A 15,257-nucleotide genomic window follows, 5' to 3' on the forward strand; every position below is an offset into this window, starting at 1 on the left:
AGGGACATGGCAAGGAATCTCTGGATCGGCAAGCCCGGACTTCTCCGGGAGATCGACCAGGCGGCCAAGAGCTGGGACCGGTCGGCGGAACTCAACGTCACGGAGTTCAAGTCCCTTGAGGGGCGAATCACCACCGTGGCCCCGGCCCGTACCGTCCGCCGGCTCAAGTTCTCCTGGGACTCCCTCGCGCCCGACGACGCCCAGCACCTCTCCCGGCTCGCCCGCCGGATCAACGGGCCCGGTCTGCTGGGCAGCGCGCAGCCGTCGTACGGTCCGCTCGCGGTGCTCGACCCGGCCTCGGTGAACCTGCTCGACCCCTACCAGGCCGCCGCGCAGAGCGACAGCAACGGCACCGACCACTGGTTCGCCATCACCGGCACCATGGTCGTCAGCCCCCTGACCGGGGACACCGTCGTCGCCGACTTCCAGGAGAACACCCGGATCGGCTGGCGGCACGGCGTGTGGACCGGCTGGCCGGTGATGCCCGGCATGCAGGTGTCCTGGCTGGTCCCGGCCGACTGGAACCCGGCACTGGCCACCGCCCAGCTCGACTGGAAGGCCGCCGACGGGTCATATCTCAGCACCTCGTCCGCGAACGGACCGGCCGTCTCCGGCGTCGCCCCGGCCGGGGCCGCCTTCGTCACCCCGGTCGGCGGACCCGGCGCGGCCGGCCCCGCCGGGCTGGCCGGAGCCTGCCTGACCATCGGCGAGGCCCCGGCCGCCCACGCGCTCGGCGACGGCTGCCCGGCGATGTCCGTGACCGCGTACAGCGACGTCCCGTCCGCCCGGCTGCCGTACCGCAACGTCAGCGTCGACCTGGTGGAGGTGCGCGGTGCAGAACTCTGACGACACACTCGCCGCCGCGCTCGCCGCCACCGAGCGGATCCCGGCCCACTCCACCCGGCTCGGCGGCCGGGAGATGGGCGACCAGGTGCAGTCCTGGAAGGTGGAGCGGGCCTACAGCACCGATCTGCCCGAGGCGCTGCGCGCCTTCTCCGGAAGTGCCTCGGCCCAGCTGGAGCTGTCGCTCGGCGGCAGCGGTGCGCCCGCGCCCCGGCTGTACTCGGCCTGGTCGGCCCGCGGCAGCGGCGACGTCGTACGGCCCGGGCAGTCCGTGGTCCACGCGGCGGGCGCGAACGACCGTACCGTCCCCGCCTTCCGCGGCGCCGTCCGCTCCCGCACGGCCGCGTCCGGCAGCGACACCGTCACCGTCCAGGCGCTCGACGGCGCGGAACGGCTGCGCGGACCCGCGCAGCTGCCACGGCCCTACCACGGGCTGCGCTACGGGCAGCCTGTGGCGACCGCCACCTGGTGCGTGGACGAGATCCTGCGCCAGGGCGGCATCCACAGCTGCCCGCCGCCCCGCGCCCCCGGCGCGGCCGACGACACCACCCGGCCGTTCACCGCGCTCTACGCCTCACTGCACGGCGGCTTCAACGCCACATACGGCCAGCCCGAGACCTTCCCTGCCCCGTCCGCGTACTCCTGGGTGCGGGACGGCGCGCCGTACGAGATGGCGCTGATGCCGAAGGCGGCCGGGCTCACGGCGTCCTGGATGCCGCGCTCCCGCTTCGTCGTCGCGGGGAAGGTGTTCCAGGCGGAGCTGCACGTGAACACCGCCCTCGCGGTGGGCAACGAACTGGAACTCAAGCTGATCTTCGACCGCAGCGCGGGCGCGTACGGGAACTACGCCCTGAACGTCTACTTCGCCACCGGCGTCGTGAAGATCACCTCGGGCACGGTCGGCGGCGGCGGTGTGGTCGCCGGCTGGACCATCCCCAAGCTCGCCTCGCTCAAGGGCGTGTGGCACCTCGGGTTCACCGTGGACACCCGGGCCGGTGCCGTCGGCGGAAACACCCCGGCGACCGTGTACCCGCGGCTCACCGCACCCGACGGGGAGTACGTCACCCCGCCGATGGCCCCCTACACCTTCTCCGACGCCGCCTCGGTGCAGCCCCCTTCCGAGCTGTACCAGATCAGCCTGAAGACCGACGTGGCCGTCGAATGCCTCCAGGTCACCGACCGCTCCTGGCCGGACCTCGACTCGTACACCGCCGAGGAGTGGGAGCAGAAGGGCCGCTGGGCCAGGGGCGCGGTGCTCGACGACGCGACGGTGCCGCTCTACGACGTGCCGAAGATCTCCGGCTCCCAGTGGGACGCCCTCACCGAGATCGCCCGCGCCACCATGTCCACCGCCGAGTTCGACGAGCAGGGCGTCTTCCGCTGGCGCGGGCCCGGCCGGTTCCGGACGGTGCCCGCCAAGCCCGATCTGACGGTGACCACCCGGCGCGACATCGCCGCCCTCACCGTCTCCGAGGAGATCGACGCCTGCCGCAACCACTGCGAACAGCCTTACCAGGACTGGACCGGCATCAGCCACACCTACAGCGACACTGTCACCGACACCGTCGTACGGGAGGTCAGGCCGGGCGGCTGGGTAGAGGTCGCGTACGCCATCGCCGAGGAGGAACTCGACGTCGGCCCGCTCCAGATCGAGGACGACGTGGCACCCGTCGGCGGCCACCGGGTCCGTTTCGGCAGCGCGGCGGCCGGCGGCACCTCGGTGAAGGGCGCGGTGACGGTCAGCTCGCGGCGCGACGGCCCGAACTACCTCGTGCGGTTCGCCAACCACGGCACGGCGAGCGTCTGGACGGTCACCAAGGACGGCAAGCCCTCCGTGCAGATCGTCCCGCAGAAGCGGACCGGCGATCCCCGCCAGCGGTCGTTCGCCTGGTACAACACCACCAGCCAGGCCGCCTACGGCAGGCAGGTCTACCAGGCGCCCGCGACCGACTGGGTGCAACAGCAGCAGGTCGCCTCGGACCTCTCGCACGCCATGCTCGACGCCGGCCGCTATCCGGTCCCGGTGCTCGGCGAGGTGGAGGTGCTGCACGATCCACGCATCCAACTCGGGGACGTGGTGCGGGTGGTGGACACCAGCGGGGCCGCGCTCGACACCCTCGCCTGGGTCGTGGGCATCCGCACCACCTGCCAGGCAGGGGCCGCCCCACAGCAGACGCTGACCCTGCGCGGTACCTCCTACAACGGCGTTCCGACCGACTCCGGGCTCACCCCGGACCCGCCGGTCGATCCGGAGTACGGCAACCAGCGGACGTACGCCCTGATCGACGCGCAGAACGCCACACTCGACGCTCTGACCACCAGCAGGATCACCTACCGCGAACTGCTCAGGGCTCCGGGAGGTGCGGCATGAGCGAACTGCCCCCGGAAGAAGCACGGGTGGAGGAACCACTGCCGCAGACCGCCGACGACGACGCGAACGTGGCGCATCCGGTCCCGGTCGACAGCGCCGCGGCACGCGACGGCGACGGCGGCACACCGGCCGGCTCACTCCCGCCGTCCCTGGGCGACTGACCGCCCCCTCGTCCCGTACGCACTCCAGGATCCAGGAGGAAGCCGTCATGGCCCTGCTCACCCCGCTCGGCAGCCTGCCCTACCCGCAGCCGGCCGACGCCGCGAACATCCCCGTGCACATCCAGTCGCTCGCGGAGGCCGTCGACGGCCGCACCGTGCTGCGCTTCGCGGACGCCGCGACCCGCGACGCCAAGGTGACCGCCCCGGTGGCGGGCATGCTCTGCTGGCTCGGCACGCCCAAGCAGTACTGGTACTACACCGGCAGCGCCTGGACGCAGCTGGCGCCCGGCCCGGTCCACAAGGCCAACACCACGGCCGGTACGACGACGTCGACGGCGTACGTGGAGACCCTCACCGGCTCCACCGGCGACCCGACCGCCGTCACCTTCACCGCTCCGGCCTCCGGCGCCGTGCTCGTCTCGGTGGGCGCGCGCATCAGCAGCAGCGCGGCCACGGCCTGCCACATGTCGGCGAACATCCGCCTGAACACGACGGTCGCGCTCGCCGCCGCCGACACCCGCGCGGCACTCGTCGTCGGCACCAACCAGTGCTCCGCCACGACCCAGTTCCAGGTCACCGGGCTCACCGTGAACGGCGTTCACACCGCGACCGCCGCCTACAAGTCGGCCGCGACCACCAGCACCGCGACCTTCGCCAACCGATTCATCACCGTAACTCCCGTGATGTGAGGCACACATGGCCACACCACTGACCGCCGACGCCCTCGCCCGCGCCCTGCGCGACGAGGGCGTCGCCCTTTCCGAGGGCGGCAACTGGCGCACCCACAACCGCAACAGCCGAGGCGCCTGGGGCCCGGTCCACGGCGTCATGCTCCACCACACGGCGGGCACCGACAGCCTCCGCCTGTGCCGCGAGGGCACCGCGGACCTGCCGGGCCCGCTCTGCATCGGCCTGATCACCAAGGACGGCACCGTCCACCTGGTCGGCTACGGCCGCACCAACCACGCCGGTTCGGGCTCGACCGCGGTCCTGGACGCCGTACGGGCCGAACGGGCCGCGCTGCCCGCCCCCGGACCGGACGCCGTGGACGGCAACGCCCGCTTCTACGGCTTCGAGATCGAGAACCTGGGCAACGGGCGGGACCCCTACCCGGCCGCCCAACTCGCCGCCGTGGAACGGCTGGCCGCCGCGGTCTGCCGCGCCCACGGCTGGTCCGCGTCCAGCGTGATCGCGCACAAGGAGTGGACCCGCCGCAAGATCGACCCGTCGTTCTCGATGTCCGGGATGCGGCAACGGGTGGCGGTCCGGCTCGGCTCCCGACTGGTCTCCTACGAACCCTTCCCCGGCGCCGCGTTCTTCGCGCCCGGCCGCCGCAGTCCCCTGATCACAGCCGTCGGCGAGCGGCTGGTCGCGGAGGGGTGCGGGCGCTACTCGACCGGCCCCGGCCCCGTGTGGACGCGAGCCGACGTCCTGTCGTACGCGGCCTGGCAGCGCGGGCTCGGCTACGTCGGCAAGGACGCCGACGGCACCCCGGGCCGCACCAGCTGGGACAAGCTGCGCGTCCCGCGTGCGTAAGCGGACCGGACGTATCTGAGAAGCACTGGAGCACCCGAAAGGAGCCCGGAGATGAGCGACGCCGGCCGCAGAACCCTGCGTACGACACTCCAGACCCTGTTCGCCCTGATCACCGTCCTGCCGCTGGTCGCAGACGACCCGCTGATCCGGGACGTACCCGCGCTCGCGGCCGTGGTGGGCGGCGCCGCGCTGCTCAGCCGGGTGATGTCGATGCCCGCGGTGGACCGGCTGCTGCCGGGGTGGCTGCGCGGGCCCTCCCGCGGAGAATCCGCCGATGCCGACGACTGAGGCCGAGAGCGTCGCCCTGGAACTGGAGCGGCTGCGCCGTTCGGTCGACGTCGGGTTCGCCACCACCCGCGGCGACCTCGCCCTCCTGCTGCAACGCGCGGACCAGACCGACAAGACCCTCGACGAGCACGAGTCCCGCCTCGACGCCCTGGAACGCACCCGCTGGCCCCTGCCCTCCCTCGCGGCCGCCACCTCGTGCACGGCGCTGGCGCTGACGGTCTGGCAGTCGATGGGACGCTGAACCCCGATGCGCCGAACGCGCGGGAGCCCTTTGCCCAGGGCTCCCGCGCGTTCGGCAGGGAAGGTCGTCAGTGCGGGAGAACGGCTACTTGAGGCCGATCGCCGCGCAGTCCGCCTTGTTCGCGACCGTGCAGATCTGCTTGACGGTGTAGATGCCGTCCTGGATCACCGTCTCCTTGATGTTCGCCTTGGTCAGGGCGACCACGGGCATCAGCTGGGAGGGGATCTTCTTGTTCGTGGGGCTGTCGACCTTGTCGCGGGTGAGCGCGTCGAACTCGATGCCGCGCCCCTGGACCTTCGCCACCGCCATCTCGGCGGCCGCGGAGGCCTCGTCGGGGTAGGACTTGTAGACGCTCATGTACTGCTCGCCCCGGACGATCCGCTGCACCGCGTCCAGCTCGGCGTCCTGGCCGGTGACCGGCGGCACCTTGTTGACGCCCATGGTCTTCAGGGCGTCGATGACGGCGCCCGCGAGACCGTCGTTGGCGGAGTAGACACCGGCGATGTTGTTGAGGCCGATGGCCGTGATGGCCTTCTCCATGTTGACCTTGCCGACGGCCGGGTCCCAGTCCTTGGTGTCGTACGACTTGGAGATGACGACCTTGCCGTTGAGCTCACCCAGGGCGCCCGCCTTGAACTGCGCCGCGTTCGGGTCGGTGGGCGAGCCGTTCATCATGACGATCTTCTTCGAGGCGGCGCTGGTACCCAGCGCCTCCAGGAGGGCCTTGCCCTGCACCTGGCCGACCAGCTCGTTGTCGAAGGAGATGTACGCGTCGATCGGGCCCTGCGCCAGACGGTCGTAGGCGATGACGGGGATGCCCGCGTCCTTGGCCTTCTGCACCTCGCTCGCGATGGCCTTGGAGTCCACCGCGTCGACGAGGATCACGTCGACCTTGTCGTCCACCATCTGCTGGAACTGCTGGCTCTGCTTGGACGCGCTCTGGCCCGCGTTGGCGTAGTCGACCTTGCCCTTGTTGTTGGTGAGCTTGGCGACCTGCTGCTCGATGATCGGGTAGTCGAACTTCTCGTAACGGGTGTTGGCCTTCTCCGGGAGGAGCAGACCAACCGTGATGTCGTCACCCTTGGTCGGGCTCGCCTTGGTGTTGCTGCCCCCGATTCCGTCCACGACGCCGCAGGCGGCGAGGGAGACGGTCATCGCGGAGCAGGCCAGGGCTATGGCGGTACGACGAAGCCGGGTGTTACGAGTGTTCACATCAGGTGCCTTCCGGGCGAGGTAGCTGCTTTGCGACCCAGGTGGCTGAAAGCCAACGCGGCGATCACCTCAGCGTCAAGGAGTAACCACTTAACGAGATGGCAACAGCATTCTGTGTTCCCCAAGTGAACACGATGGGAAGGGGGTGCGCTGTCACTTCCACAGAACCCCTCTGATTGACTTGCGTCACTCGCTCCCCGGCGGCATGCAACCCGCCCCCGCGCCCGGGAGTCCCGAAGGCGACCGCGCACACCAGGGCACGGATCAGGGGAAGCATGAGACCAGTTGGAGGGGGTGGACCGGCGTACAAGCGGCAGTTCTACGCGAACACCGCCTTCTCCGGCACACCGAAGAAAACGGACCGCGACGCCGCGGTCGGCGAGAACTGGGGCACGAAGGCCCCCGCCTCCGGCCTCCCGAAGGACAACTTCGGCGTCCGCTGGACCGTGACGAGGGACGTGTACGGGCGCGTCGGCCCGTCCGCCCCTCTGACCTTCAAGGCCGCCTGACCTTCAAAAGGCGGCAAAGATCCGTACAACCAATCCCCTTCGGGTGACCGGTGTGAAGGCCGACGGCACCGAGACGCTGCCCGCCGGCGACTGGACGGTCACCGCGCCCGCCAAGTGACGCGCGGGGGCCCGGAGGCTCAGCCTCCGGGCCCCCGCGACAGATGGGCGTCGGACGTCAGTCCGAGGACTGCTGCCGCTTCGGGCGCCAGACCACCAGCGCGCTCGTCTGCTGGACCTCCTGGTACGGGACCAGGTCGCGGCGGTACGAGGCGTGCACCGCCGCCTCGCGCTGCTGCATCGCGGCAGCGGCGCCGTCCAGGGCCGACTCCAGTTCCGCGACGCGGGACTGGAGGGCGGCGACCTGGTTCTCCAGCTCGATGATGCGTTTGATGCCGGCCAGGTTGATGCCCTCGTCCTGGGAGAGCGCCTGCACCGTGCGGAGCAGTTCGATGTCGCGGGCCGAGTAGCGCCGGCCGCGCCCGGCCGTGCGGTCCGGGGAGACCAGGCCGAGGCGGTCGTACTGGCGCAGGGTCTGCGGGTGCAGGCCGGAGAGTTGGGCCGCCACCGAGATGACGTAGACCGGGGTCTCCTCGGTCAGTTCATAGGGGTTCCGACGACGGCCGTCCATCTGCTCATGCTCCCTTCGCGGCCTGGAACAGCTCCGCCCGTGGGTCCTCGCCCACGGTTGCCTCGCGGTACGCCTCCAGGGCGTCACGAGCCTTGCCCGACACGTCCGTGGGGACCGCGACCTCGACGGTGACGAGGAGGTCGCCGCGCGTACCGTCCTTGCGGACGGCACCCTTGCCGCGGGCCCGCATCGTACGGCCGTTGGGCGTGCCCGGGGGCAGTTTCAGGGTGACCGGGGGGCCGCCGAGCGTCGGTACACGCACCTCGCCGCCGAGTGCCGCCTCCGCGAAGGTGACGGGCACGGTGACGGTGAGGTTGTCGCCCTTGCGGCCGAAGACCGGGTGGGCGTCCACGTGGACCGTGACGTACAAGTCGCCTGCCGGGCCGCCCCGTTCGCCGGGTGCGCCCTTGCCGCGGAGGCGGATGCGCTGGCTGTCGCTGACTCCCGCCGGGATGCGGACCTGCATCGTGCGTGAGGACTTGGCGCGACCGCTGCCGTGGCAGATCTCGCAGGGGTTCTCCGCGATGAGACCGCGGCCCTTGCAGTCGGGGCAGGGGTCCGTGAGCGAGAAGCCGCCGCCGGAGCCGCGCGCGACCTGGCCGGTGCCGACACACGTCGGGCACACGCGCGGTGTGCCGTTCGCGTCGCCGGTGCCCGAACAGGCCTTGCAGGGCGCCTGGGACGTCATCCGCAGCGGGACCGTCGCGCCGTCCACCGCCTCGGTGAAGCTGAGCGTCACCTCGGTGTCGATGTCCTGGCCGCGCCGGGGCTGGGTCCGCGTACCCGTGCCCGCGCCGCCGCGGTTGAACAGGCCCCCGAAGACGTCTCCGATGCCGCCGCCGAAGCCGCCGGCACCGCCCGCTCCGCCCTGGGCGCCGCCTCCGAAGAGGTCGCCCAGGTCGAAGTTGAAGTTGCCGCCGCCCGCGCCCGGACCCGGACGGAAGCCGCCGTTGCCGAAGAGGGCGCGTGCCTCGTCGTACTCCTTGCGCTTCTTGGGGTCTCCGAGCACGTCGTTCGCCTCGGAGATCTCCTTGAAGCGCTCCTCGGCCTTGGCGTTGCCCTTGTTGGCGTCCGGGTGGAACTCGCGGGCGAGCTTCCGGTACGCCTTCTTGATCTCTGCCTCGGTGGCGTCCTTGGGGACGCCGAGGACCTTGTAGAAGTCCTTCTCGATGAAGTCCTTGGTGCTCATCCTCGACGCCCCTCCTCTCTCATGCGTTCAACGTCAGCCCTCGTCCGGGCCACCGCTCTCCTTGTCGTCGGCCGCCTCGGCGGAATCCGGGGAGTCCGCCTTGCCGGTCTGCGCCCCCGGCTGGGGTTCGGCGACCGCCACCCGCGCGGGGCGGATGGTGCGCTCGCCGATGCGATACCCCGGCTGCAGAATCGCCACGCACGTCGTCTCCGTGACGTCCGGCGCGTACGAGTGCATCAGGGCCTCGTGGATCATCGGGTCGAAGGGCTCGCCCTCCTTGCCGAACTGCTGGAGGCCCATCTTCGCCGCGACGGTCTCCAGCGACTCGGCCACCGACTTGAAGCCGCCCACCAGTTCGCCGTGGTCCCGCGCGCGGGCGATGTTGTCGAGCACGGGCAGGAGTTCGGTCAGGAGGTTCGCGATGGCGATCTCCTTGACCGCGATCCGGTCGCGCTCGACCCGGCGGCGGTAGTTCTGGTACTCGGCCTGGAGCCGCTGGAGGTCCATCGTGCGCTCGCCGAGCGCCGTACGGACCTGGTCCAGCTGTGCGGTCAGACCGGCCAGCTGTGCTGCTGATGCGTCCCCGGCCGGGGCCGCCGCCTCCTCCGTGGAGGGGGTGGCGGCCTGCGGCTCGGCGTCGTCAGGGGTGGCGCCGGAGGGGACGTCAGGCTTCTCGTCGAAGCCCGGGGTCTCCTCCGTCACGCGGCACCGTCCTTGCGGTCCTCGTCGACGATCTCGGCGTCGACGACGTCGTCATCGGCCTTGGCCTGCTCGGCGCCGGGGGCACCCTCGGCGCCACCGGCGGCCTGCGCGGCCTGGGCGTCGGCGTACATGGCCTGGCCGAGCTTCTGCGAGACCGCGGCGACCTTCTCCGTGGCGGTGCGGATCTCGGCGGTGTCCTCGCCCTTGAGCTTCTCCTTCAGCTCGGCGATGGAGGCCTCGACCTCGGTCTTGACGTCACCCGGGACCTTGTCCTCGTTGTCCTTGAGGAACTTCTCGGTCTGGTAGACGAGCTGCTCGCCCTGGTTGCGGGTCTCGGCGGCCTCGCGGCGCTTGTGGTCCTCGTCCGCGTACTGCTCGGCCTCCTGGCGCATCCGGTCGACCTCGTCCTTCGGCAGCGAGGAGCCGCCGGTGACGGTCATCTTCTGCTCCTTGCCCGTGCCCAGGTCCTTCGCGGTCACGTGCATGATGCCGTTGGCGTCGATGTCGAAGGCGACCTCGATCTGCGGGACACCGCGCGGGGCCGGCGGCAGACCGGTCAGCTCGAACATCCCGAGCTTCTTGTTGTACGCCGCGATCTCGCGCTCGCCCTGGTAGACCTGGATCTGGACGGACGGCTGGTTGTCCTCGGCGGTGGTGAAGATCTCGGACCGCTTGGTCGGGATCGTCGTGTTCCGCTCGATGAGCTTCGTCATGATGCCGCCCTTGGTCTCGATGCCGAGGGACAGCGGGGTGACGTCGAGGAGCAGGACGTCCTTGACCTCACCCTTGAGGACACCGGCCTGCAGGGCGGCGCCGATGGCGACGACCTCGTCCGGGTTGACGCCCTTGTTGGCGTCCTGGCCGCCGGTCAGCTCCTTGACGAGCTCGGCGACGGCGGGCATACGGGTGGAGCCACCGACGAGAACGACGTGGTCGATCTCGGAGAGGTTGATGCCCGCGTCCTTGATGACGTTGTGGAACGGCGTCTTGCAGCGCTCCAGAAGGTCGGCGGTGAGCTGCTGGAACTGGGCGCGCGTGAGCTTCTCGTCCAGGTGCAGCGGGCCCTCGGCGGAGGCCGTGATGTAGGGCAGGTTGATCGAGGTCTCGGTGGACGAGGACAGCTCGATCTTCGCCTTCTCGGCGGCTTCCCGCAGACGCTGGAGCGCCATCTTGTCCTTGGCGAGGTCCACGCCGTGACCGGAGCGGAACTGCTGCACCAGGTAGTCGACGACGCGCTGGTCCCAGTCGTCACCACCGAGGTGGTTGTCGCCGTTGGTGGCCTTCACCTCGACGACGCCGTCACCGATCTCCAGGAGGGACACGTCGAAGGTGCCGCCACCGAGGTCGAAGACGAGGATCGTCTGGTCGTCCTTGTCCAGGCCGTACGCGAGAGCGGCGGCCGTGGGCTCGTTCACGATGCGCAGGACGTTCAGGCCCGCGATCTCGCCGGCCTCCTTCGTCGCCTGGCGCTCGGAGTCGTTGAAGTACGCCGGGACGGTGATGACCGCGTCCGTGACCTTCTCGCCCAGGTAGGCCTCGGCGTCACGCTTCAGCTTCTGCAGGATGAAGGCGCTCATCTGCTGCGGGTTGAAGTTCTTCCCGTCGAGCTCGATCTTCCAGTCCGTGCCCATGTGGCGCTTCACGGAGCGGATGGTCCGGTCCACGTTCGTGACCGCCTGGCGCTTGGCGACCTCGCCGACGAGCACCTCACCGTTCTTGGCGAAGGCGACGACGGACGGCGTGGTCCTGGCGCCCTCGGCGTTGGTGATGACGGTGGGCTCGCCGCCCTCCAGAACGCTGACGACGGAGTTAGTCGTGCCCAGGTCGATGCCGACCGCACGTGCCATTTCAATTCCTCCAGCAATGACTTGAGTGGAACGGACTCAAGTGTGCACGACACTCACCGCTGGGTCAACAGACATGAGTCATGGGGGCTCAAGTCTTATCTCTTGCTTACACGCAGGTGTGCTTGTAGACCCGGTTCGACCTGCGGTTTCTCGGTCAACCGACTCCCGCGCGCGGGGACATGCCGTCCCCCGTAGGTGGGGATCCGAAGCAGCGCGAGTACGCCGACAAAGGCGCCGCCCGCCACCCACAACGCCGCCGTCGCGCTCACCCATCCCATGTCGATCAGCATCCCGACGAGTGCACCCGCGAAGCCGGTGACCCCCACGACGACCGTGGCGCCCTGGGGCGTGACACCGAGGAGCCGCAGCCGGTGGACCAGATGATCGGGGGCGCCGCGCAGCAGCGGACGCCCGGCCCGCCGCCGCGACACCAGCACCAGTACGGCGTCGGCGGTCGCCACGGCCGTCAGCGCGAACCCGGCGCCCACGCTCGACCCGGCCGCCCGCCCGGCGTGCACCAGTACCGCCGCCGAGGTCAGCACGAACCCGGCGAACAGCGCGCCGCAGCGCCCCGGCACGATCCGGGCCGGGGGCCAGTTGTGCATCAGGAACCCGGTCAGCGCGGCGGCCAGCACGCTCAGCAGCGCCGCGACCCCGTCCATGACCTCGGCGGCCGCACACCCGCTCAGCGCGAAGGCGGTCACCACCGCGACGGTCCCCATCACGCCGTCGCCGTGATCGAGCGAGGTGAAGGCATGGGTGGCGAGGGCGATCCAGCCGACGGCCACCGTCCCGACCACCGGGCCGAGTTCGTCGTACGGCACGGTCAGCGCGGCGGCGCCGGTCACGACGGCCGCCTGGAGCGGAAGCCGCAGAAGAGCCGGCGGGGGCCACAGGTCGGCGACGAGCCCAAGGACACCGACCCCGATCCCGGCGACCAGCAGCCGCCCGGCCGCCGGCCCCAGCGGCGCCACGTCCGTCCAGTCCCCGACCCCGGCGACGAACGCCGTGACCGCCACCACCGCCACGCCGCCGAGCAGCGGCACCGCACGCGCCCGCCGCCGTTCGACCACGCCGAGGCGCAGGGCGAGGAGCCGCAGCAGGGCGGCGAGCGCGGCGGCGAGGAGCAGGGCGGAGGTGGCGGCGACGGTTCCGTACAGCACGCCGCCAATTTAGTGTTAAATGTCGGAAATACGCCGCAGATAACACGATCGGGTTTACGTGTCGGTCGCTGACCCCCGCGACGGCGGGTAGGTGACTTCCGCGACTGCCGGTCGGTGACTTCGGCGACTCAGGTGGACCTCAGCGACGCAGATCACCGCACCGCTGGCTACAGTGCGGCGGAAGATATGGGTAGTCTCAGACGGACTGCATAAGTTACCGCTTAGTAATCAGCTGAAGGTCGGCCTTCAGCTCCCCCTCGCAGGCCCGAGGAGCCCCCAATGCAACTCGCCGCGATCATTGTGTCGCTGACGCTGACCGTGGTCGGCGTTGCGCTCATCGCACGAGCCGTCGCACAGATCTACCGGTTCATCAAGCTGGGCCAGCCGGTCCCGGCCGGTTCCCGAACCGACGACTGGAAGGCCCGCAGCATCACGCTGGCCAAGGAGTTCGTCGGCCACACCCGGATGAACCGGTGGGGGATCATCGGCGTCGCGCACTGGTTCGTCGCCGTCGGCTTCCTGACTCTCGGCCTGACGATCGTCACGGCGTACGGTCAGCTGTTCAAGGCCGACTGGACGCTGCCGATCCTGGGCGGCTGGCTGCCCTACGAGCTGTACACCGAGTTCATCGCGCTGTTCACGACGCTCGGCATCCTCGTACTGATCGCGATCCGGCAGCTGAACCGGCCGTCGAAGCCGGGCCGCAAGTCGCGCTTCGCGGGCTCCAAGACGGGCCAGGCGTACTTCGTCGAGGCCGTGATCCTCGTCATCGGCCTCGCGATCATGACCCTGCGCGGCCTGGAGGGCGCGATCCACGGCGTGCACCACTACGAGGCCGCGTACTGGGCCTCGTACCCCCTGGTCGCAGCCTTCAAGGGCCTGAGCCTCGGCACCCTGCAGAACCTGGTCTACCTGACCGCCATGATCAAGCTCGGCGTCACCATGACCTGGGCGATCACGGTCGGCCTCAACACCAACATGGGTGTCGCCTGGCACCGCTTCCTCGCCTTCCCGAACATCTGGTTCAAGCGGAACGCGAAGGGTGAGACGGCGCTCGGCGGCCTGCTGCCCATGACCTCCGGCGGCAAGCCGATCGACTTCACCGACCCCGGCGAGGACGACGTCTTCGGTGTCAGCCAGGTCGAGCAGTTCTCCTGGAAGGGCCTGCTGGACTTCTCCACGTGCACCGAGTGCGGCCGCTGCCAGTCGCAGTGCCCCGCCTGGAACACGGGCAAGCCGCTCTCCCCCAAGCTCCTCATCATGTCGCTGCGCGACCACGCGCACGCCAAGGCGCCCTACCTGCTCGCGGGCGGCGGCAAGAACATGGAGGGCGAGGAGAAGGCGAGTGAGGAACAGCTCGCCGGTGTGCCCGCAGCCGCGCTCGCCGAGGCCGAGCGCCCCCTCATCGGCACGTTCGAGGAGAACGGCGTCATCGACCCCGACGTGCTGTGGTCCTGCACCACGTGCGGCGCGTGCGTCGAGCAGTGCCCGGTCGACATCGAGCACATCGACCACATCGTCGACATGCGCCGCTACCAGGTGATGATCGAGAGCGCGTTCCCGTCCGAGGCGGGCACGATGCTCAAGAACCTGGAGAAGAAGGGCAACCCCTGGGGTCTGGCCAAGAAGCAGCGCCTCGAGTGGACGAAGGAAGTCGACTTCGAGATCCCGGTCGTCGGACGCGACATCGAGGACCTGTCCGAGGTCGAGTACCTGTACTGGGTCGGCTGCGCCGGCGCCCTCGAGGACCGCGCCAAGAAGACCACGAAGGCCTTCGCGGAGCTCCTCCACATGGCGGGCGTCAAGTTCGCCATCATGGGCGGCGACGAGAAGTGCACCGGTGACTCCGCGCGCCGTCTCGGCAACGAGCCCCTGTTCCAGGAGCTCGGCATGGAGAACGTCGCCGCGCTGAACATGGCCTTCGGTGAGGATGACGAGGACGAGTCGACGAAGAAGCCGAAGTCGGCGAAGAAGATCGTCGCGACCTGCCCGCACTGCCTCAACACGATCGGCAACGAGTACCCGCAGCTCGGCGGCGACTACGAGGTCATCCACCACACCCAGCTGCTCCAGCATCTCATCGACGAGGGCAAGCTGCTGCCGGTCACCCCGGTGGACGGTCTCATCACCTACCACGACCCCTGCTACCTGGGCCGTCACAACAAGATCTACACGCCGCCGCGCGAGATCATGTCGGCCGTCCCGGGCCTGCGTCAGCAGGAGATGCACCGCCACAAGGAACGCGGCTTCTGCTGCGGTGCCGGTGGTGCGCGGATGTGGATGGAGGAGCGGATCGGCAAGCGCATCAACAACGAGCGCGTCGATGAAGCTCTTTCGTTGAACCCGGACATCGTGTCCACGGCCTGCCCGTTCTGCCTCGTGATGCTGACCGACTCGGTCAACGGCAAGAAGAACGACGGCCAGGCCAAGGAGTCCGTCCAGGTCGTGGACGTGGCCCAGCTTCTCCTCGACTCCGTCAGGACGCCGGTTGATCCGGCGGGGGCGGCGGAGGCGGAGAGCGAGCCGGAGCCTGAGCCGGTGAAGTAACCGGCGCGATCGTCCGGACG

15 protein-coding genes are annotated in these 15,257 nt (G+C 70.0%); 9 read left to right on the forward strand and 6 right to left on the reverse strand.

The window, feature by feature from the left end; all coding sequences use genetic code 11:
• The first annotated feature begins 6 nt into the window (after window positions 1-6).
• Genes ACIQTP_RS30845 through ACIQTP_RS30875 form a run of 7 tightly spaced genes read left to right on the forward strand, consistent with a single transcriptional unit; the run spans window position 7 to window position 5,440 of the window.
• On the forward strand, window positions 7-846 hold the full coding sequence (locus tag ACIQTP_RS30845; RefSeq protein WP_403405861.1) for a hypothetical protein: 840 nt from the start codon (window positions 7-9) through the stop codon (window positions 844-846).
• A complete protein-coding gene (locus ACIQTP_RS30850; protein ID WP_403405864.1) occupies window positions 833-3,214 on the forward strand; it encodes a hypothetical protein in 2,382 nt (793 codons plus the stop codon). Before ACIQTP_RS30845 ends, ACIQTP_RS30850 begins: the two co-directional genes overlap by 14 nt.
• Entirely contained in the window at window positions 3,211-3,375 is a 165-nt protein-coding gene (locus ACIQTP_RS30855; protein ID WP_403405867.1) for a hypothetical protein, read from the forward strand. Before ACIQTP_RS30850 ends, ACIQTP_RS30855 begins: the two co-directional genes overlap by 4 nt.
• 47 nt (window positions 3,376-3,422) lie before the next feature.
• Window positions 3,423-4,064, forward strand: a complete 642-nt coding sequence (locus ACIQTP_RS30860; protein ID WP_403405870.1) for a hypothetical protein — start codon at window positions 3,423-3,425, stop codon at window positions 4,062-4,064.
• A 7-nt stretch (window positions 4,065-4,071) separates the two neighbouring features.
• Window positions 4,072-4,911: a peptidoglycan-binding protein gene (locus tag ACIQTP_RS30865; RefSeq protein WP_403405873.1), complete on the forward strand. Its 840-nt coding sequence runs from the start codon at window positions 4,072-4,074 to the stop codon at window positions 4,909-4,911.
• 51 nt (window positions 4,912-4,962) lie between these two features.
• Complete coding sequence (locus ACIQTP_RS30870; RefSeq protein ID WP_402039185.1) at window positions 4,963-5,199, forward strand: hypothetical protein; 237 nt, start codon at window positions 4,963-4,965, stop codon at window positions 5,197-5,199.
• Window positions 5,186-5,440 carry a hypothetical protein gene (locus ACIQTP_RS30875; protein ID WP_402039184.1) on the forward strand — a complete coding sequence of 85 codons (255 nt, stop codon included), beginning with the start codon at window positions 5,186-5,188 and terminating at the stop codon, window positions 5,438-5,440. Before ACIQTP_RS30870 ends, ACIQTP_RS30875 begins: the two co-directional genes overlap by 14 nt.
• An 84-nt stretch (window positions 5,441-5,524) precedes the next feature.
• On the opposite strand, the gene ACIQTP_RS30880 is transcribed toward ACIQTP_RS30875, so the two are convergent.
• Window positions 5,525-6,595, reverse strand: a complete 1,071-nt coding sequence (locus ACIQTP_RS30880) for a sugar ABC transporter substrate-binding protein (RefSeq protein ID WP_403406121.1) — start codon at window positions 6,593-6,595, stop codon at window positions 5,525-5,527.
• 332 nt (window positions 6,596-6,927) lie between these two features.
• Here ACIQTP_RS30880 and ACIQTP_RS30885 point away from each other — a divergent pair, with 332 nt between their 5' ends.
• Window positions 6,928-7,161 carry a hypothetical protein gene (locus ACIQTP_RS30885; RefSeq protein WP_403405877.1) on the forward strand — a complete coding sequence of 78 codons (234 nt, stop codon included), beginning with the start codon at window positions 6,928-6,930 and terminating at the stop codon, window positions 7,159-7,161.
• Window positions 7,162-7,336: 175 nt separating this feature from the next.
• Here the strand turns inward: ACIQTP_RS30885 and ACIQTP_RS30890 are convergent, their stop codons facing one another.
• From ACIQTP_RS30890 to ACIQTP_RS30910, 5 genes are all read right to left on the reverse strand, one after another.
• Entirely contained in the window at window positions 7,337-7,789 is a 453-nt protein-coding gene (locus tag ACIQTP_RS30890; protein WP_030617286.1) for a heat shock protein transcriptional repressor HspR, read from the reverse strand.
• A gap of 4 nt (window positions 7,790-7,793) precedes the next feature.
• Window positions 7,794-8,978 carry a molecular chaperone DnaJ gene (gene dnaJ, locus ACIQTP_RS30895; RefSeq protein WP_403405881.1) on the reverse strand — a complete coding sequence of 395 codons (1,185 nt, stop codon included), beginning with the start codon at window positions 8,976-8,978 and terminating at the stop codon, window positions 7,794-7,796.
• A gap of 33 nt (window positions 8,979-9,011) precedes the next feature.
• Window positions 9,012-9,680 (reverse strand): nucleotide exchange factor GrpE, encoded by a 669-nt coding sequence (grpE, locus tag ACIQTP_RS30900; RefSeq protein WP_403405884.1) that lies wholly within the window; start codon window positions 9,678-9,680, stop codon window positions 9,012-9,014.
• On the reverse strand, window positions 9,677-11,527 hold the full coding sequence (dnaK, locus tag ACIQTP_RS30905; protein ID WP_067374231.1) for a molecular chaperone DnaK: 1,851 nt from the start codon (window positions 11,525-11,527) through the stop codon (window positions 9,677-9,679). The genes grpE and dnaK overlap by 4 nt, the downstream gene beginning before the upstream one ends.
• Window positions 11,528-11,622: 95 nt before the next feature.
• Complete coding sequence (locus ACIQTP_RS30910) at window positions 11,623-12,690, reverse strand: MraY family glycosyltransferase (RefSeq protein WP_403405888.1); 1,068 nt, start codon at window positions 12,688-12,690, stop codon at window positions 11,623-11,625.
• A gap of 279 nt (window positions 12,691-12,969) precedes the next feature.
• Between ACIQTP_RS30910 and ACIQTP_RS30915 the strand changes: the two genes are divergently transcribed.
• Window positions 12,970-15,237 (forward strand): (Fe-S)-binding protein, encoded by a 2,268-nt coding sequence (locus ACIQTP_RS30915; protein ID WP_402039177.1) that lies wholly within the window; start codon window positions 12,970-12,972, stop codon window positions 15,235-15,237.
• The last annotated feature ends 20 nt before the right edge of the window (window positions 15,238-15,257 follow it).

Origin of the sequence: Streptomyces sp. NPDC090798 (assembly GCF_044768965.1) — a bacterium.
Lineage (GTDB): Bacteria > Actinomycetota > Actinomycetes > Streptomycetales > Streptomycetaceae > Streptomyces.